This window comes from Nocardiopsis xinjiangensis YIM 90004 (assembly GCF_000341145.1).
GTDB classification, from domain to species: Bacteria; Actinomycetota; Actinomycetes; order Streptosporangiales; family Streptosporangiaceae; genus Nocardiopsis; species Nocardiopsis xinjiangensis.
Genome location: NZ_ANBE01000046.1, coordinates 1 through 18,997, shown reverse-complemented (window position 1 = coordinate 18,997; position 18,997 = coordinate 1). Strand labels below are relative to the sequence as shown.

13 protein-coding genes are annotated in these 18,997 nt (G+C 70.7%); 9 read left to right on the top strand and 4 right to left on the bottom strand.

The genetic code is table 11. From position 1 onward, the window contains the following. Positions 1 to 80: 80 nt before the first annotated feature. Together D473_RS0120215 and holA are read left to right on the top strand one after the other, a co-directional pair. Positions 81 to 2,438, top strand: coding sequence for a ComEC/Rec2 family competence protein (locus D473_RS0120215; protein WP_017610865.1), 2,358 nt, complete (start codon positions 81 to 83; stop codon positions 2,436 to 2,438). A 215-nt stretch (positions 2,439 to 2,653) separates the two neighbouring features. Then, the gene (holA, locus tag D473_RS0120210) at positions 2,654 to 3,622 is read left to right on the top strand and encodes a DNA polymerase III subunit delta (RefSeq protein ID WP_017610864.1); all 969 of its coding nucleotides are present in this window, start codon (positions 2,654 to 2,656) and stop codon (positions 3,620 to 3,622) included. A 33-nt stretch (positions 3,623 to 3,655) separates the two neighbouring features. On the opposite strand, the gene D473_RS0120205 is transcribed toward holA, so the two are convergent. Further along, positions 3,656 to 4,864 carry an amidohydrolase family protein gene (locus tag D473_RS0120205; protein WP_017610863.1) on the bottom strand — a complete coding sequence of 403 codons (1,209 nt, stop codon included), beginning with the start codon at positions 4,862 to 4,864 and terminating at the stop codon, positions 3,656 to 3,658. A gap of 344 nt (positions 4,865 to 5,208) precedes the next feature. Beyond that, a complete protein-coding gene (gene hflX / locus D473_RS0120200) occupies positions 5,209 to 6,747 on the bottom strand; it encodes a GTPase HflX (protein ID WP_017610862.1) in 1,539 nt (512 codons plus the stop codon). A gap of 339 nt (positions 6,748 to 7,086) precedes the next feature. Here hflX and aceB point away from each other — a divergent pair, with 339 nt between their 5' ends. From aceB to D473_RS0120180, 4 genes are all read left to right on the top strand, one after another. Next, positions 7,087 to 8,691, top strand: a complete 1,605-nt coding sequence (aceB, locus tag D473_RS0120195; RefSeq protein ID WP_017610861.1) for a malate synthase A — start codon at positions 7,087 to 7,089, stop codon at positions 8,689 to 8,691. Positions 8,692 to 8,922: 231 nt separating this feature from the next. Beyond that, positions 8,923 to 10,407 (top strand): FAD-linked oxidase C-terminal domain-containing protein, encoded by a 1,485-nt coding sequence (locus tag D473_RS0120190; RefSeq protein ID WP_017610860.1) that lies wholly within the window; start codon positions 8,923 to 8,925, stop codon positions 10,405 to 10,407. Positions 10,408 to 10,439: 32 nt separating this feature from the next. After that, complete coding sequence (locus D473_RS0120185) at positions 10,440 to 11,639, top strand: FAD-binding oxidoreductase (protein WP_017610859.1); 1,200 nt, start codon at positions 10,440 to 10,442, stop codon at positions 11,637 to 11,639. Between the two features lie 26 nt (positions 11,640 to 11,665). Further along, on the top strand, positions 11,666 to 12,985 hold the full coding sequence (locus tag D473_RS0120180) for a (Fe-S)-binding protein (protein ID WP_017610858.1): 1,320 nt from the start codon (positions 11,666 to 11,668) through the stop codon (positions 12,983 to 12,985). Between the two features lie 42 nt (positions 12,986 to 13,027). Here D473_RS0120180 and dapF read toward each other — a convergent pair whose 3' ends face one another. Then, a complete protein-coding gene (gene dapF, locus D473_RS0120175; protein WP_017610857.1) occupies positions 13,028 to 13,843 on the bottom strand; it encodes a diaminopimelate epimerase in 816 nt (271 codons plus the stop codon). A 134-nt stretch (positions 13,844 to 13,977) separates the two neighbouring features. Between dapF and miaA the strand changes: the two genes are divergently transcribed. The 3 genes from miaA (at position 13,978) to D473_RS0120160 (ending at position 17,265) form a co-directional block, all read left to right on the top strand. Next, positions 13,978 to 14,982 carry a tRNA (adenosine(37)-N6)-dimethylallyltransferase MiaA gene (miaA, locus tag D473_RS0120170; RefSeq protein ID WP_017610856.1) on the top strand — a complete coding sequence of 335 codons (1,005 nt, stop codon included), beginning with the start codon at positions 13,978 to 13,980 and terminating at the stop codon, positions 14,980 to 14,982. 248 nt (positions 14,983 to 15,230) lie between these two features. Then, complete coding sequence (locus D473_RS0120165; protein ID WP_033353725.1) at positions 15,231 to 15,974, top strand: TetR/AcrR family transcriptional regulator; 744 nt, start codon at positions 15,231 to 15,233, stop codon at positions 15,972 to 15,974. A 13-nt stretch (positions 15,975 to 15,987) separates the two neighbouring features. Continuing rightward, positions 15,988 to 17,265 carry a cytochrome P450 family protein gene (locus D473_RS0120160; RefSeq protein WP_017610854.1) on the top strand — a complete coding sequence of 426 codons (1,278 nt, stop codon included), beginning with the start codon at positions 15,988 to 15,990 and terminating at the stop codon, positions 17,263 to 17,265. Positions 17,266 to 17,378: 113 nt separating this feature from the next. Here D473_RS0120160 and miaB read toward each other — a convergent pair whose 3' ends face one another. Beyond that, positions 17,379 to 18,854, bottom strand: coding sequence for a tRNA (N6-isopentenyl adenosine(37)-C2)-methylthiotransferase MiaB (gene miaB / locus D473_RS0120155; RefSeq protein ID WP_017610853.1), 1,476 nt, complete (start codon positions 18,852 to 18,854; stop codon positions 17,379 to 17,381). Positions 18,855 to 18,997 lie beyond the last annotated feature (143 nt).

Genomic DNA, 18,997 nt, shown 5'->3' with positions numbered 1-18,997 from the left:
GTCCCACCCTCCACGCGTACCGGCCCGAGCGCCCCCGCTCCGGGGGCCGAACCGACGCGCACGGAAAGGACCTGAACGCGGTGGTGAGCTGGCTGGGCACCGACGGTTTCGCCCTGGGGCGCCCTCCCGACCTGCGCTTGGCGGCCCCCGCGGTGGCGACCTGGCTGACCGCTCTCGGTGCGCTCGCGGTCGCTCCGTGGATCTCGTGGGTCTTCGCCGCGGTCGTGGCCGGGCTCGCGCTCGGTGTGCTCCTCGTGGCCCGTGCGCCCACGGAGGCGGTGGCGCTCGGGCTGGCCGCGACCTTGGGGTGTTCGGCCACGGCCGCGGCGGTCACCGGCCTCCACGTGCACCGGGTGGCGCACAGCGCCGCGACCGCCGCCACCGAACGCCCGGGTGAGGTCGAGTTCGTCGCCCAGGTGCGCACCGATCCCCGAGCCCGGTCGGGGCACCCCCGCCCGGGCCGCGCCGAATGGGTCATCACCGCTTGGAACCTGGAGTCCCGCGGGCGCGCACCCGTGGTGCTGCTGGCCTCCGGTGCGGAGTGGGGCACGCTGCTGCCGGGCCAGCGGGTCCGGGCACGGGGCGCGTTCCTGGGCGAGGAGGACCCGATGACGGCGGCGCTCGTGGCGGTGCGCGGCCCTCCGGAAGGGATCGGTCCGGCCTCCGGCACGCAGGGGTTCGCCGGCGGGGTGCGTGGGAACCTTCGGGAAGCGGCCGAGGTCCTGCCCCAACCGGAACGCGGGCTCCTTCCGGCGCTCATCGTGGGTGACGTCTCCGAGGTCGAACCGCGGACCACGGAAGACTTCCGGGCCACGGGCATGAGCCACTTGCTGACCGTCAGCGGGGCCAACCTGGCCGTCCTGACCGGGTTCGTTCTGGCCGTGTCCCGGCTGGCCCGCGCTCCGACCTGGTGCTCGGTGGTGGGCGGGGCGGTGATGATCTGGCTGTTCGTTCTGGTGTGCCGCCCCGAACCGAGCGTGGTCCGCGCCGCGTCCATGGGGTCGATCGCCTTGCTCGCGCTGGCGACCGGACGTGCGCACGCCGGGCTCGGAGCGTTGAGCGCGACCGTGGTGGGGGTGTTGTTCGTCGCCCCGGACCTGGCTTCCTCCTACGGGTTCGCGTTGTCGGTACTGGCCACCGCCGGGATCCTGCTGTGGGTCCCGGCGTGGTCGCGGGCGTGGTCGCGCCGCATCCCGCGTCCCCTCGCGGAGGCGTGTGCGGTGGCGCTGGCCGCCCAACTGGCGGTCTCGCCCGTGCTCGTGCTGCTGTCGGGCGAGGTCTCGTGGGTGGCGGTGCCCGCGAACGTGCTCGCCTCGCCGGTGGTGGCGGCGGTGACCGTGCTCGGCGCGCTGGTGGCCGCGCTCGCCTCACTGGGTGCGGCGCCGTTCCTCGCGGGGGCACCCTGGCTCACGGGGATGTGGGATCCGGCCGTGGGCGCCCTGGTGCGGCTTCCGGGACTCGGCGTCTCGTGGATCGCCGTGGTCGCCGAGCACGGGGCCCGAGTCCCGTACGGGGCGTTCCCGTGGCGCGGGGACGTGGCCGGCGCCTTGGCGTTGGCGGTGCTGTTGGCGCTGTTGCTGTTGGCACGGTCCCGGCGGTGGCTTCGGGTGGTGGCCGCCGGTGTGGTCGCGGTGCTGGTGCTGGCCCTGGCGGCGCGGTGCCTGCCGGGCGGGTGGCCGCCGGCGGGATGGGCGGTGGTGGCGTGTGACGTGGGACAGGGTGACGCTTTCGTGCTGTCGGTGGGGGCCGGCTCGGCGATGGTCTTCGACACCGGCATGGAACCGGAAGCGGTCGACGACTGCCTGACCGGTCTCGGCGTCTCGACGGTGCCTCTGTTGATACTCAGCCACGACCACGCCGACCACGTGGACGGGACCTCCGGGGTACTGCGGCACCGGACGGTACCCACCGCGCTGGTGCCCTCGGACTTCACGGGCACGCCCGTGGGCCGGGAGCTCTCGGACGGGGACGTGCGCACATGGGTCGGCGAACGCGGCACGGAAGTGCGCGTGGGGCCCTGGAACCTGCGGGTGCTGTGGCCCGATCCCGCCTTCGACGGGTCGGTCAACGACCGTTCCCTGGTGGTGCGGGCCGATGGTCCCGTGTCAGTGCTGTTGACCGGCGATGTCGAGGAGGAAGCACAGGAACGGCTGCTCTCGCTCCCCGGAGCCGACCTGCTCTCGGTGGGTGTGCTGACCACCCCGCACCACGGAGGTGGTACGCAGGTTCCGGATTTCCTGGCCGCGACCTCACCGGACGTGACGCTCACGTCGGTGGGCGCGGACAACCCTTACGGCCATCCGGCACCGTTCACATCGCGGTTGTTGGAGGGGATCGCTCCGGTGAACCTACGCACCGACCGCGACGGGCCTGTCGCGGTGCTGCCCGGTGGGGGCACCGGACCGCCCCGCGGTGTGGTCCTCGGCCCCGACGTCTGACACCCCGGCGCACAGAAGCCAGAGCACCCGCACGAAGGGCTCAGCCACAAGACACGTGCACGGCGCAGACCCTCCCCCGCCACAAGAAACCCAGACGCTCCACCACACGAAGGGCCCGGCCCCTCGCATGGGTGGGCAGATCCGACACCTGCGGCCGCCCCCTTCGGGCGGCCGTGGCGGACGGAACCGTCCGTGGTCCGTGGCATGCTCGGGGTATGCCTGCACCGCCCCTGCTCACGGTCATCGTCGGTGACGAGGAGCTCCTCGTGGACCGCGCCGTCGCCGCCGTCGTCGCCTCTGCCCGCGAGACCGAACCCGACGCGGACATCCACGACCTCGTGCCCTCCCAGGTGGGGCCCACCACCTTGGTGGAGGTCACCTCCCCTTCCCTGTTCGGCGACAGCCGGGTGGTGGTGCTGCGCTCCTCGCATGACCTCACCAAGGACCTCGCCACGACGGTGACCGACTACCTCGCGAACCCGGCCGACGACGTCACGATGGTCCTCACCCACGCGGGCGGCAACAAGGGCAAGGCGCTGCTGCAGACCGCGTTGAAGGCGGGTGCGCACCGGGTCGACTGCAAGGGGCCCTCCAAGCCGGCCGAGCGTGTGGCCTTCGTCAAGAAGGAGTTCTCCTCGGCGGGACGCCAGATCACTGCGGACGCAGCGCAGGCGCTGGTCGACTCGGTCGGCAGCGAGTTGCGCGAGATCGCGGCGGCCTGCACCCAGTTGGTGGCCGACACCGAAGGCCGGGTCGACGCCGAGACCGTGGCCCGGTACCACTCCGGCAAGGCCGAGGCGTCGGGGTTCACCGTCGCCGACCGCGCGGTGGAGGGCCGCCTCCCCGAAGCGTTGGAGCAGTTGCGTTGGTCCCTGGCGGTGGGCACGGCGCCGGTACTCATCAACAGTGCGCTGGCGGGTGCGGTGCGCGGCATCGCGGTCCTCGCGCAGCCCCCGCGCGGGGTGGGTGAGGCGGATCTGGCCAAGCGGGCCAAGGTTCCGCCGTGGAAGCTGCGTACGCTCCGCCAGCAGGCGCGCGGGTGGAACGCGGCCGGTGTCGCTCGGGCGATGGAGGTCGTGGCGGAGACGGACGCGCTCATCAAGGGCGCGGGCCGCGACCCCGAGTACGCGTTGGAGCGTGCGGTGATCGAGATCGCGCACGCCCGTGGCGGTGCCCGGCGCTGATCCCCGGCACCGGCCCGACGGCCGAGCCGGCGTTCACCGGATCGTGCGGCCGCCCTGCCACACACGCAGTGTCTGCAAGCCCATCGACCACCCGAACGCGCCTTCGTGGTCGGCGTCCCACTGCACGAGGTCGGCCAGGCACCCGGGCGCCAGCACACCCCGGTCGGTGAGCCCCAGAGCGTGCGCGCTCCCGAGGGTGGCGGCTGTGAGCGCTTCCTGCACGGTCATCTCGAACATGGAGATCGCCAGCGACATCACGAGCGGCATCGACGTCGCCCCTGTCTGACCGGGGTTGTGGTCGGTGCCCAGGCCGACGGGCACCCCGTGGTCGAGCAGGGTGCGCACCGGCGGCATCCGGTGTTCGCGCAACGACGTGGTGGGGCAGGCAACGATGGGGGTGCGGGTACCGGTGAGGGCGAGGATGTCCTGGTCGTCGGTCTCGTGGAGCAGGTCGACGGAGGAGCATCCCATTTCCGTGGCCATGCGCACCGCGCCGTGGCGAGGCCGTGAACAGGCGTGCAGCGTGGTGCGCAGGCCCACCGACTGTCCGACGCCGAGGAGCATGTGTGCGTCCTCGGTGGTGAACTGCTGGTTGTCGCAGTAGATGTCGACACCGTCGGCACCGGCCGTCGAGGCGTCGGAGAGCCAGGAGGCGGCCGCGGCGACGTACTCCTTGGGGCGGCCGAAGAACTCGGGCGGTACCCCGTGCGCGGGGAAGAAGGTCACGTGGATGCGCGGCATCCCCGGTTCCTCCTCCAGGGAGCGCAGCAGGCGCACGTCGGCGAGTTCACCGTCGCGGGTCAGGTGGTACCCGGTCTTGGCCTCCACCGTGGTGGCCCCGGTCAGTACCCAATGGCGCAGGCGTTCCCGGACGGCGTTGCACAAGGTCCAGGGGTCGGTGCCGCGGGTGATGGTGACGGTCGTGGACACGCCCCCGCCGGCGGCGAAGATGTCGCCACGGGAGGCGCCATTGGCCCGCATACTCACTTCGGCGTACCTGTCGCCAGCGTAGACGGGGTGGCAGTGGGCGTCGATGAGGCCGGGGGTGACGAGCCCGCCCCCGATGTTGAAGACCTCGTCGACGTCGGTGAGGTCCTCGACGACACCGGGTACCTGCTGCGGGAGTTCGGCGGCGGGGCCGACCCAGGCGATGCGGTCCTCGTTGAGCAGGATCGCCGCCTTGGTGAGCATCTCCGTTCCGGTCCAGAGCCGTCCGATGTTGGTGAGGAGGATGACCGACATGTGTTCTCCGCGCTCAGGCCCGGGCACCGGTGATTCGGCAGGCTGCGGGCAGAGCGCGGGCGGGCATGGCGACCTCTGTATCTGGAAAACGGTCCGGTGGGGCCGGTGTCAGTGGGCCTCGGCTCGGGGAGACTCATCGGGCCACTGCCGACCGGTGCCAAAACCGTAGACCATTCTCCGAGCCCGTGTACACCTCCCCGCGGGCCGAAAAGCGAGCGTTCCGGGACATCTCTCGCACAAAATCATGGCGGGGAAGAACACGCACATGCCCGTTGACCTGGGTCGAGCACACGAGCGGACCCGGGGAGGTGTTCTTCCCCGGGCCCGTGCACGTGCATTCCGCCTCAGGCGGTGCTGGGTGTGTACTCGTCGAGCCTGGCGGCCAGGAGTTCGGGCACGAACGCGTGGATGTCGGTGCCGTCCTGGGTGTGCTCCTCCTTGAGGACCCGCCCCTCCTCGTAGGCCTTGGCGACGAGGTCGCCCCGTGAGTAGGGCACGAGCGCCCGGATCTCGTGGGCGAGTTCGGGCAGCGACTCGGCCAACCGCGTGACCAGTTCGGACACGCCCTGACCGGTGCGTGCGGAGACCTCGACGACGTCGGGGTAGCGCGTGCGCAGAGCCTTGAGCGTGTCGGGGTCGGCGGCGTCGACCTTGTTGACCACGACGAGTTCGGGCACGTCGGTCGCGCCGATGTCTGCGAAGACCTCGTGTACGGCCCGGACCTGTTCCTCGGGGTCGGGGTGCGAACCGTCGACCACGTGGACGACCAGGTCGGAGTCGGAGACCTCCTCCAGGGTGGAGCGGAACGCCTCCACCAGCTGGTGCGGCAGATGCCGGACGAATCCGACGGTGTCGCTGAGCGTGAACGCCCGGCCGTCGGGGGTATGCGCCTGGCGCACGGTTGGGTCGAGGGTGGCGAACAGTGCGTTCTCCACCAGGACCCCGGCCCCGGTGAGCCGGTTGAGCAGGCTGGACTTTCCGGCGTTGGTGTACCCGGCGATGGCCACCGAGGGCACTTGGCGGCTACGGCGCACGTCGCGCTTGACGTCGCGGGCCGTACGCATGTGGGCGAGCCGGCGGCGCAGTTTGGCGATCTTGTCGTTGATGCGCCGACGGTCGGTCTCGATCTTCGTCTCACCGGGACCGCGCAGACCCACACCGCCGTTGCCGCCGCCACCGGCACCACCTGCCTGGCGGGACAGGGCGTGGCCCCAGCCGCGGAGCCTGGGCAGCAGATAATTGAGCTGGGCCAGTTCGATCTGTGCCTTGCCCTCGCTGCTGCGCGCGTGCTGGGCGAAGATGTCGAGGATCAGTGCGGTGCGGTCGATGACCTTGACCTGGACGACGTCCTCGAGCTGGATGAGCTGGCCCGGGGTGAGCTCACCGTCGCAGATGACGGTGTCGGCCCCGGTCGAGGCGACGACGTCGGCGAGCTCGGCCGCCTTGCCCTTACCGATGTAGGTGGCGGGGTCGGGCTTGGAGCGGCGCTGGGTGAGTCCTTCGAGGACGGCCGCGCCGGCGGTCTCCGCCAGGGCCGCGAGCTCTGTGAGTGAGCTGTCGGCGTCGGTCTGGGTCCCGTTCCCGCCGGTCCAGACACCGATGAGAACGACACGTTCCAGGCGCAGGCTGCGGTTCTCGACCTCGGTGACATCGGTGAGCTCGGTCGACAGCCCCTGGACGCGTCGGAGCGCATTGCGCTCGGCCAGCTCCATCTCACCCTGGCCGGGGACGGCCGTGTGGTCGTCGTAGCGTTCGCCGCCGGTCTGCGTGGTCGGCGCCTCTGTCGCGTTGACCCCGTCCCCGACGGTGATCGCCTCGCGGACGGCGTCCTCGTGGGCCTCGTGGCCGGTGAGGGCGCTTCCGCGGGTGTCAGTTGTATTCATATCCCTCCAGATGGGTCAACGTCACCACCGCCGGGATTCTTCCGGCTCACCTGACCACGCGGTGGTACCTCGATGATCTCACCCGAGCCGTCTCGAAGCACACAGATTTTTGCGGGGGCGGGTGACGCGTAACACCTTCTCTGCTACGGCACGTGAGACGATCAGCCCACGTCGTTGACCAAAGAACACCAAAAGTTCACGCAGAACTTCCACTGGGATTCACGTAAGCAGAAAATTCACCCTCTTCCGACTCCCACGCGACGTTGACCCCGTGGCGCGACCCCCGATATCTTGACTTCCACATATCAAAAGTTTTTTTCGGATTGTGGAAGGTTTGTCATGGGCGCCACGCAAGGGGTCGAGGTCACCGGCCCCCGCAACGACCGGTACGACGAGATCCTCACCGAGGACGCTCTGGCCCTCGTCGCCGAACTCCACCGCTCCTTCGAGCCGCGCCGCCAGGAGCTGCTGCAGGCCCGCAAGGAACGCCAGGACCGCATCTCCGCCGGGGAGGACCTCGGTTTCCTCCCCGAGACCGAGCACATCCGCGAGGACGACAGCTGGAAGGTCGCCGATCCCGCCCCGGGCATCGCCGACCGCCGCGTGGAGATCACCGGTCCGACCGACCGCAAGATGACGATCAACGCGCTCAACTCCGGCGCGAAGGTGTGGCTGGCCGACTTCGAGGACGCCAACACCCCGCTGTGGGAGAACATGGTCGAGGGCCACCTCAACCTGCGGGACGCCCTCGACCGCAAGGTGGACTTCACCTCGCCCCAGGGCAAGACCTACGCGCTCAAGGACGACGAGGAGCTCGCCACCATCGTCGTGCGCCCGCGCGGCTGGCACCTGGACGAGAAGCACATCCTGGTCGACGGCGAGCGCGTCAGCGGCGGCATCGTCGACTTCGCGTTCTACCTCTTCCACAGCGCGAAGCGCCAGATCGCCAAGGGCAAGGGCCCCTACTTCTACCTGCCGAAGATGGAGAGCCACCTGGAGGCCCGCCTCTGGAACGACATCTTCGTCCTGGCCCAGGAGCGCCTCGGCATCCCGCGCGGCACCATCCGCGCCACCTGCCTCATCGAGACCATCCCGGCCGCGTTCGAGATGGAGGAGATCCTCTACGAACTGCGTGAGCACTCGGCCGGCCTCAACGCGGGCCGCTGGGACTACCTGTTCAGCATCATCAAGGTGCACCGCACCCGCGGCCGCAAGTTCCTGCTGCCCGAGCGCAACGCCGTCGGCATGACCGCACCGATGATGCGGGCCTACACCGAGCTGCTGGTCAAGACCTGCCACAAGCGCGGCGCGCACGCCATCGGCGGCATGGCGGCCTTCATCCCGTCCCGCAGGGACGAAGAGGTCAACAAGAACGCCTTCGCCAAGGTCCGCGACGACAAGTCCCGCGAGTCGAACGACGGCTTCGACGGTTCCTGGGTCGCCCACCCGGACCTGGTGCCGGTCGCCAAGGAGATCTTCGACGGTGTTCTCGGGGAGAACCCCAACCAGATCTCCAAGCAGCGCCCGGACGTGAACGTCACCGCCGAGGACCTTCTCGCGGTCGACCGGACCCCGGGCGGCATCAGTTCCACCGGGTTGCGCGCCAACATCAACGTCGCCCTGCAGTATCTGGCGACGTGGATGGGAGGCAACGGCGCGGTGGCGATCCACAACCTCATGGAGGACGCCGCGACCGCCGAGATCTCGCGTTCGCAGATCTGGCAGTGGCTGCACAACGACGTCACCCTCGACGACGGCCCGCAGGTCACCGCCGACCTGGTGCGTACGATCATCGACGAGGAGCTCGTCACGATCCGTGAGGCGCTGGGCGATCTCTTCGACGAGAAGCTCTACCAGCAGGCCAAGGAGCTCTTCTCCGAGGTCGCGCTGGCCGACGAGTACGTCGACTTCCTGACCCTGCCCGCCTACGAGCGCATGCCGTAGGCGGCCGTGCCGGCCCCGCGTGCCCCCGTCGGCGGCGGCGTCGGCGGGGGCACGCCCCTGCCGGGCACGCTCACCACCCCGCCCGCGAGAAGATTTCCAGGGAACGGAAAGCTCTTTCCGCGGAAGCACAGGAACCCCTTGCCCCGAGGGGCTCCTGCGCCCTACGGTCCAAACAGGCCCCATGCCGGGTGATCCACCTCACCCGCGCCTGACCGACGCGGGAGGCTCCCCATGTCCCTGGCCGAGAACGAGACCGCGGTGGCCCTGTCCGCCCTCGTCCCCGAGTTGCGCACGATCTGCGGCGAGAACGGGGTCCTGACCGACCACTCGCAGCGGCGCACCTACGAGAACGACGGTCTCGCCCACCACCGCGAGGTCCCCGGGGTCGTGGTCCTGCCGACCTCCGCCGAGCAAGTGGCCGCGGTGGTACGTCTGTGCCACGAACGCGGCGTCCCCTTCGTCCCACGCGGAGCGGGTACCGGGCTGTCCGCGGGCGCGCTCCCCCGCGCCGAGGGGGTCCTGCTCGTGACTTCCCGCATGCGCCGCATCCTCGAGATCGACATCGCCAACGAGTGCGCGGTCGTCGAACCGGGCGTGGCCAACCTCGACATCACCCGCGCGGCCGCCCCGCACGGCTACTACTACGCACCGGACCCCTCGAGCCAACAGGTGTGCTCGGTGGGCGGCAACGTCGCAGAGAACTCCGGCGGCGCCCACTGCCTCAAGTACGGATTCACCGTCAACCACGTGCGCGGCCTCGACGTGGTCACCCCCGCAGGCGACCTGGTCCGTCTCGGGGGCAAGGCCGCCGACGCACCCGGTTACGACCTGATCGGCACGTTCGTGGGCTCGGAGGGCACCCTGGGCGTGGCCACCCGGGTCGTGGTGAACCTGACCCGCTCCCCGGAGAAGACGGTGACGCTGCTGTCGGCCTTCCAGAGCATGGACGCAGGCGGGCACGCGGTCAGTTCGATCATCGGCGAGGGCGTACTCCCCTCCGCGATCGAGATGATGGACGCCCTGGCCATCGAGGCGGCCGAGGCGGCGGTCGCCTGCGACTACCCCGCCGGGGCGGCCGCGGTACTCGTCGTGGAGCTGGACGGCCCCACGGAGGAGGTCGACGCCCAGGTCGAGCAGGTCGAGCGATTGTGCGCGGAAGCCGGTTCCTTCGAGACCCGCACCGCCAGCGGCGCCCAGGAACGCGCCCTCATCTGGAAGGGCCGCAAGTCCGCGTTCGCGGCGGTGGGACGCATCAGCCCCTCCTACATCGTCCAGGACGGTGTCGTGCCGCGCACGGCCCTGCCGGAGGTCCTGCGCCGCATCACCGAGCTGTCGGCCGAGTCGGGCATCCGGGTCGCCAACGTCTTCCACGCCGGGGACGGCAACCTGCATCCCCTCGTGCTCTTCGACGACGCCGAACCCGGCGCGTGGGACCGGGCCGAGGAGGTCTCCGCGCAGATCCTGGACCTGTGCGTGGAGCACGGCGGTTCCATCACCGGAGAGCACGGGGTGGGTGTGGACAAGGCCTGCAAGATGCCCCGCATGTACGGCCCCGACGACCTGGAGACCTTCGACCTCTTCCGCCGGTCCCTGGACCCGGAGGGCACCGCCAACCCCGACAAGCTCCTTCCCACCCCGCGCCTGTGCGGTGAACAGCCGGGCGTACGCCACGAGGTGCACCCGCTGGTGGCCTCCGGGCAGGCCGAACAGTTCTGACCCCCGCCGGACGGACGACCACGGAACGGAACATGACCATGGCTGGATCTTCCCGGGCCCCGATCCCGGTCGTGCGGGCCGGCGCACCCGAGGACGCGGTCGGTGACCTGGTGCCCACGAAGGTCACCGAACCGTCGAACACCGAGGAACTCTCCCTCGCCCTGGCCGGGGCCACGCGCGAGGGCGAGACCGTGGCCGTGCGCGGCGGCGGAACCGCCCAGGACTGGGGGCCCGCCCCACGCGCCCTCGACCTACTGGTCGACACCGGGAAGCTGTCCTGGATCGACCACGACCCCGGCGACCTGGTCGTGGAGGCCGGCGCGGGCACCCCCGTGGCGGACCTGTACGCCCACCTGGCCGGGGAGGGCCAGCGGCTGTCCTACGATCCCGTCCGCACCGGCGGAACCGTCGGCGGGACGGTCGCCACCGGCGCGAGCGGGCCGCGCCGCCTGCTCCACGGGGCCCTGCGCGACCTGGTCATCGGGATGACGGTCGTACGCCCGGACGGTGTCGTGGCCCGCAGCGGGGGCCGGGTCGTCAAGAACGTGGCCGGCTACGACCTGGCCAAACTCCACACCGGCGGGTACGGAACGCTCGGTGCCATCGCCTCGGTGGCCTTCCGGCTGCAGCCCGAACCGCCCGCGCTGTGTCTGGTGGAGTCCGAGTACGCGTCCGGGGAGGAGGCCGACCGGGCCTTGGCGGCGGTCCGGGAGAGCGCGATCGTGCCCTCGGCGGTGGAGGTCCGTGCCGGCCCCGGCTCCGCCCTGACGCTGCAGGTGGTCCTGGAGGGGACGCACGAGGGACTGCGTCCCCGGACCGAAGAGGCCGTCCAGGCTCTGGGCGCACACGCGCACGTGAGCCGGTACCTGCCGTCCGGGTGGGGGCACCGGCCCTCGAAGGGGCCCCTGGCGTGGCTGTCGCTGCCGCCCGCGGAGTCGGTGGAGGCGGCAGCCCGGCTGGGCCACCGCGTGCGCGTGGGCGGGTGTGCTCCACGGGGCGCGCTCCACCTGTCCTGGCCGGAGGGGACCCCGCCCGAGGAGATCGCATCGGTGCTGGAGGAAGTCCGCGCACAGCCCGAGTGGACGGCCCAGCTGGTGCGCGCTTGCCCCGACTCGGCCACGACGGTGGACCGGTGGGGCCAGATCCCCGGCCTGCCGCTGATGCGCGCCGTCAAGGACGCCTTCGACCCCGACCACCGGTTCGCCCCCGGGCGCGGCGCCGGCGGGATCTGAACCCCAGAGCGAGCAGGGAGCCCTCCATGACCGAGCCGATCACCGGCGACAGCAACCAACGTTTCAGCGAGCTCCTCGACGACTGCGTGCACTGCGGGTTCTGCTTGCCCACGTGCCCCACGCACGTGCTGTGGGGACAGGAGATGGACTCCCCGCGGGGCCGTATCCACCTCATGGAGCAGATGCACTCCGAGGACGTGCTCAGCGATGCAGCGGTCAGCCACTTCGACAACTGTCTGGGCTGCCTGGCGTGTGTGTCGGCGTGCCCGTCGGGGGTGGCCTACGACGCACTCATCGACCACACGCGCCACCGGGTGGAGGAACAGCACGAACGCCCGGTCGGTGAGCGGGCGCTGCGGGGTGCGGTCTTCTCCGTGTTCCCCTACCGCGACCGGTTGCGCATGATGCGTGGTCCTCTGCGTGCCTACCAGGCCACCCGCGCCGGGCGGATGCTGCGCAAGAGCGGGGTGCTGGACCGGATCTCCCCCGCTCTCGCCACCATGGAGCGCATCGCCCCGCCGCTGTCGTCGCCACCCCCTCCCCTGCCGGAGTTCGTTCCGGCGGTGGGTCGGCGCCGGGCCCGTGTGGGCATGCTCGTGGGGTGTGTGCAGGGGGCGTTCTTCCCGGAGGTCAACACCGCAACGGCCCGCGTCCTGGCCTTGGAGGGCTGCGACGTGGTGATCCCGCGTTCCCAGGGTTGCTGCGGGGCGCTGTCCGGCCACTCGGGACGCCTGGAGGAGTCGGCCGGGTTCACCCGCGCGCTCGTGGAGGTCTTCGAGCGCGCCGATGTGGAGCGGATCGTGGTGAACTCGGCCGGTTGCGGGTCGAGCATGAAACACATGGACCGCACCCTGGAGGAGGCCGGTGCGGCCCCCGCGTGGGTGCACCGGGCCCGGGCCGCGTCGGAGAAGGTCGTCGACCTCACCGAGTTCCTGGCCGAGTTGGGGCCGCAGGCCGAGCGCCACCCGGTACCGGTGCACGTGGCCTACCACGACGCCTGCCACCTCTCCCACGGCCAAGGGGTCACCTCGGCGCCGCGGGAGCTGCTGTCCCAGATCCCGGAGATGCGGGTCTCCGATCTGCCCAACAAGGAGATCTGCTGCGGCTCGGCCGGGGTCTACAACGTCTTCAACCCCGAACCCGCGGCCGAGTTGGGTGAGCGCAAGGGCCAGGACGCGGCGGCCACCGGTGCCGAGCTGTTGGTCTCGGGCAACCCGGGATGCTCGATGCAGATCGGTTCGGCCCTGGACCGGGCCGGAGCCCCGATGCCGGTGTCCCACACCGCCCGTGTGCTGGACGTGTCCCTGCGCGGTCTGGATTCCGGTGTGCTCCTGGGCCGCTCGTAGACGCGGGGCCGCGGCCCGGGGACGCGCGGTGTGGAGAGCCGGTCAGGCCAGGTAGGTCTCTCCCTCGGCCACGATGACGGCAGGGCCGCGCAGCCGGGCGCCGGAGGCGTCGAGCAGGACGGTGCACTCCCCGCCCGGCACACGCACCTTCCAGGTCGCGCCCTCGCCCGCGGGGGTGGCGGCGGACGCGGCGGCCACGATGCCGGTCCCGCACGAGCGGGTCTCACCGGAACCGCGTTCGAAGACGCGCATCTGCAGGACACCGGGTTCGACGTGGCCGTAGACCTCGACGTTGGCGCCCTCGGGGAAGGCCTCGGGATCCAGCACGGGCGGTTCGCTCAGGTCCACGCGGGCGACCGGGCCGGACACCTCGCACGCCAGGTGCGGGTTGCCGACCGAGATCTGCGCACCGTGCACCACCTGGCGGGCCAACTTCGCCGACGAGGAACCCTGCATCTCCACCCGGCCCATGTCTATGGTGATCTGGCCGTCCTCCTCGACCGTGACCTCCTTGGCCCCGTCGCGGGTGCCGATCTCGAACCGGTCTCCGGAGAGCAGGCCGGCGTGCAGCAGGTACCGGGCGAAGACCCGTATCCCGTTGCCGCACATCTCGGCCACCGAACCGTCGGCGTTGCGGTAGTCCATGAACCACTCCGGACGCTCACCCGTACGCGCCGCCGGCAACAGCGCCTCGCCCCGGGCACTGGTACGCACCACACGCAGGATGCCGTCCCCGCCCAGGCCCGCGCGTCGGTCGCACAGCAGCCGGACGGTCTCCTCCGTGAGTTCCAGCTCCCCGTCCGGGTCGGGGAGGATCACGAAGTCGTTCTCTGTTCCGTGGCCCTTGGCGAATCGCATACCCCCAATACTAGGGCGCGCTCCGAGGGCACATGCCCTGCGGAACGGCCGCAGGTACCGGCATCAGTGCCCCGACAGCGCAAGTGTGGACGTCCGGGCAACGAGGAGGGTGCCGGCACGACTACGCTGGGGCCATGATCAAGGTGATCGCGGTCGTCGGGCCGACCGCTGTGGGCAAATCGGATCTGGCCGTCGAGCTGGCGCTGCGGCTGGAAGAACGCGTCGGTCGGCGCGGAGAGGTGATCAACGCCGACTCCATGCAGCTCTACCGGGGCATGGACGTCGGAACCGCCAAGGTCTCCGAGGGGGAACGGCGCGGAGTGGCCCACCACCTCCTGGACGTGTGGGAGGTCGATGAACCCGCCGACGTGGCCAGCTACCAGGACATGGCGCGCGAGCGCGTCGATGAGCTCACCGACCAGGACGTCCTGCCGATCCTGGTGGGCGGCTCGGGCCTGTACGTGCGCTCGGTGCTGGACCACATGAACTTCCCGGGCACGGACCCGGACGTGCGCGCCCGGTTGGAGACGGAGCTGAACGAGGTCGGCCCCGGGGTGCTGCACGCGCGCCTGGCCGACGTGGACCCGGCCGCGGCGAAAGCGATCCTTCCGGGCAACGGGCGCCGCATCGTGCGCGCCCTGGAGGTCGTGGAGCTGACCGGGGAGCCGTTCACCGCGAACCTGCCCGACCACTCCTCCTACTACCCGTGCCTGCAGCTGGGGGTCACGGCCCCGCGCGAGCAACTGGACCAGCGTATCGATCTGCGTGTGGACCGCATGTGGGAGAAGGGGCTGTTGGAGGAGGTCCGCGAGCTCGACAAGATCGGCCTGCGCGAGGGCCGGACCGCTTCACGCGCGCTGGGGTACTCCCAGGCCCTGGCTCAGTTGGACGGGCAGATGTCGGAGTCCGAGGCGCGGGCTGCCACCGCACAGGCCACCCGCAAGTTCGCGCGGCGCCAGGAGTCGTGGTTCCGCCGCGACCCGCGGGTGACGTGGCTGCCGCACGATGCCGAGGACCTCGTCGAACGGGCCCTGCACCACGTGGAGAAAGCGCTTTCGGGCGCGGAGGACAAGCCCTCGGGCGAGGCGCTGGTGGACGTGTCCACGTGGCTGCCGACCGGGCGGCTCGGGGTGGACTGAGACCTCCGCCCCGGCGGATCGGAGCGCCGCGTCCCTGCGGGGGTGCGGCGCTCCGTCGTGTCCGGACCCGGCCCCGCCGTCCCCGCCCTCTTGCCCACGGGTCCAGCATCGGCTTATCGTGACTTCGTGACCAGTTTTCTTAGTTGGTCACACAGTCACGGAGAGGGCGTGCGGGGATATGGTCGTCGCCATCATTCATGACGGTGGCCGCAGGGCCTCCGCACGTCCCCGATCCACAGGAGCACCACGTGGTCCAGTCCGCCCGTTCCCGACGTTCACCGCAGGCCCGTGCCGAACGCGCCGACCGCATCCTCGACGCCGCGGCCGACCTCATGGTCGCGCTGGGGCCGGGCAAGATCACCATCGAGGACGTCGCACGCCGGGCCGGGATCGGCAAAGGAACGGTCTACCTGCACTTCCCCACCAAGGAAGTGCTGTACCTGGTGGTGCTCATGCGCGCCCAGTCCGAAGCCGCGGCCTGGATCGTGGAGCGCATGGGGACCGACCCCGTCGAGATCCTGCCGAGCAGGGTGGGCGCCACCGCACTCGAGGGGCTGTCGAACTCCCCGATCCTGCGGGAGGTGTTCATGGCCAACACCGGGATGCTCGGCACGCTCACCGAGACCGCGGTCGCCGAGGGCGGGGAACTGATCGACCGGCGCCTGCACGACCTCGAGGCCTACTTCCACCTGCTGCGCGAGCACGGACTGGTGCGCGCCGACCTGCCCCCCGACGAGCTCTTCCACATCTTCGGCACGACCCTGACCGGATTCCTCCTCTACCCGCCCCTGCTCGAGAACCAAGGGCGCCACGTGCCCGACCGGGAGCGCCGCACACAGTTGGCCACCGACGCCCTGCACCGCTCCCTGGGCGAGAGCGGTGACCCCGACGCCCTGCGTACCGCCTGGCCCCAGGTCGTGGCCCTGTTCGACCACACGGTCCAGCGGGTCCGTGCCGAGATCGACCGCTACCGAACCGTCCGACGCGAATGACCCTGGAGGGGCCATGACCGCCATCCGGCCACAGACCACGCACGAGCCCGTCGACCTGCGCGACCCCGAGTTCGCCGAGGAGCCGTTCCGCACGATCGAACGCATCCGTTCGGCGGGCCGGGCCGTCCGGGGCCGCTTCCTCGACGGCTCCGAAGTCCTGTTCGTCACCGGGGACGAGGAGGTGCGTTCGGTCCTCGGCGACCGCCGGTTCGTCACCGACCCCGCACACGTCCCGGGAGGGGACACCGAGAACAGGCGCTCCGAGGCGCTGCGCATGCTGGGGGTGCGCTCGGACCTGGTCTCCTACCTGACCGACACCATTCTCGACAAGGACGGCGTCGACCACGTGCGCCTGCGCAAACTCGTCTCGCGTACCTTCACCGTCCGCAGGGTCGACGAACTGCGTCCACGTATCCGCCGCGCCGCCGAGGAACTGCTGGCGGCCCTTCCCGAGCACGCCGACGACGACGGCACCGTCGACCTGCTCGGCCATTTCGCCTACCCGCTGCCGATCACGGTCATCGGCGACCTGGTGGGAGTACCCGTCGAGGACCGGGCACGCTGGCGGGAATGGAGCGACCAGCTCGTCGGCTTCGACCGGGCCGACCCCGCACAACTCAACGACGCCATGGCCGCGGCCGTCGACCACGCCCGGCACATGATCGCCGAACGCCGCGCGACCGAGCACGAGGACTTGCTGGGTGCTCTGGTCCGCACCCGTGACGAGGACGGCGACCGCCTCACCGAGAGTGAACTCATCACCCTGGTCTTCACGCTGATCATCGCCGGCTACGAGACCACGGCCCACCTCATCGGCAACGGCACCCGGGCCCTGCTCGACCACCCCGAACAGTGGGAGATGCTCCGCTCCGACCGCGGCCTCATGCCCGCCGCGATCCACGAGATGCTGCGCCACGGAGGTACGGCGCTGCTCACACGTCCGCGCTACGCCACCGAGGCGATCGAGCTCGGCGACCGGGAGATCGCCCCCGGTTCCGCCGTCATCGCCGTCATCGGCGGAGCCAACCGCGACCAGGACGCGCACGAGGACCCCTACCGCTTCGACATCACCAGGCACCGCGGAAGGCCCGGTGAAGCACACCAGGCCTTCAGTCATGGCATGCACTACTGCCTGGGCGCGGCCCTGGCGCGCACAGAAGGCGACGTGGCCTTCGACGCCCTGCTGTCGACCTACCCGGATCTGTCCCTGGTGCCCGGCCGCCCGCCACAGCGGCAGACCGTTCCGGGGACCCTGCGGCTGACGGAACTGCCCGTGCGCCTGGGGACCTGACCCGACGGCCCGCGTCCGCCGGGCGTAGACACGAGCGGGGCCGGCCCCGCGGAAGGGACCGGCCCCGCTCCTCGCGGCCCGCGGACGAGATCATCGCCCGCGGCCGGACACGATCACTGGATCTCGCAGCAGCCGCCCACGGACGCGGCGGGCTCCTCCTCCGGCTTGCCGATCGAGGGCATACCCAGCAGGACATCGGGGGCGCTCTGCTGCACCGGGCGGCCGTTGCGGGCGTCCCAGGCATCGCCCGCACGGGTACGGCGCAGCCCCCGGACACCGGAGTCGGCGACCAGGTGGTGCGGGGCGGCGTAGGTGACCTCGACCGTGACGGTGTCGCCCGGACGCGGTTCCTCGTCGCCCTCGTTCAAGGAGAAGTGGACGAGGCGGTTGTCGGGGGCACGGCCCGACAGGCGGCGGCGCTCACCGCTCTTGCGCCCCTCGGCCTCGGAGACCAGCAGCTCGACCTCACGCCCGACGACCTTCCGGTTCTCCTCCAAGGAGATCTGGTCCTGCAGGTCCACCAGGCGCTGGTAACGCTCCTTGACCACGTCTGCGGAGACCTGGCCCTCCATGGAGGCGGCGGGGGTACCCGGACGCTTGGAGTACTGGAAGGTGAAGGCCTGCGAGAAGCGGGCCTCCCGCACCACGTGCAGGGTCTCCTCGAAGTCCTCCTCGGTCTCGCCGGGAAAGCCCACGATGATGTCGGTGCTGATCGCGGCGTGCGGCATCGCCGCGCGCACCTTCTCCACGATGCTCAGGAAACGCTCCTGGCGGTAGGAGCGGCGCATGTCCTTGAGCACCTTGCTGGAACCCGACTGCAACGGCATGTGCAGCTGCGGCATCACGTTGGGGGTCTCGGCCATGGCCTCGATGACGTCGTCGGTGAAGTCACGCGGATGAGGGGAGGTGAACCGGACCCGCTCCAACCCCTCGACCTCCCCGCAGGCACGCAGAAGCTTGGAGAAAGCCTGGCGGTCACCGAAAGCACTGCCGTAGGCGTTGACGTTCTGGCCCAGCAGCGTCACCTCGGTGACACCCTCCTCGACCAGGGCACGCACCTCGGCGAGAATGTCGCCGGGCCGGCGGTCCTGCTCCTTACCGCGCAGCGCGGGAACGATGCAGAACGTGCAGGTGTTGTTGCACCCCACCGAGATCGACACCCACGCCGCGTAAGCGGACTCGCGGCGGCTGGGCAGAGTCGACGGAAAATGCTCCAACGACTCGGCGATCTCGACCTTCGCCTCCTTCTCGACGCGGGAACGCTCGAGAAGAGCAGGCAGAGAACCGATGTTGTGCGTGCCGAAGACCACGTCCACCCAAGGGGCGCGGCGCACGATCTCACCACGGTCCTTCTGCGCCAAGCAGCCGCCCACGGCGATCTGCATCCCGGGGTTGCGGTCCTTGACCGGCCGCAAGTGCCCGAGGTTGCCGTAGAGGCGGTTGTCGGCGTTCTCCCGAACCGCACAGGTGTTGAAGACGACGATGTCGGCGGTGGTGTCCTCGGCTGCGCGCGCGAACCCCGCGTCCTCCAGCAGACCGGAGAGGCGCTCGGAGTCGTGGACGTTCATCTGGCAGCCGTAGGTCCGCACTTGATAGGTACGACTCTGGCTCACGACCCCAGGCTATCGGCTGTGTCGGCCCCTCGGTCCAGCTGTGGGCACACGAACGGCCCCGCACCCGGCTCGGGTTCTAGCGGTCCCCGCAACACCCTGGAGTTCAGGGAGTTGCGGGG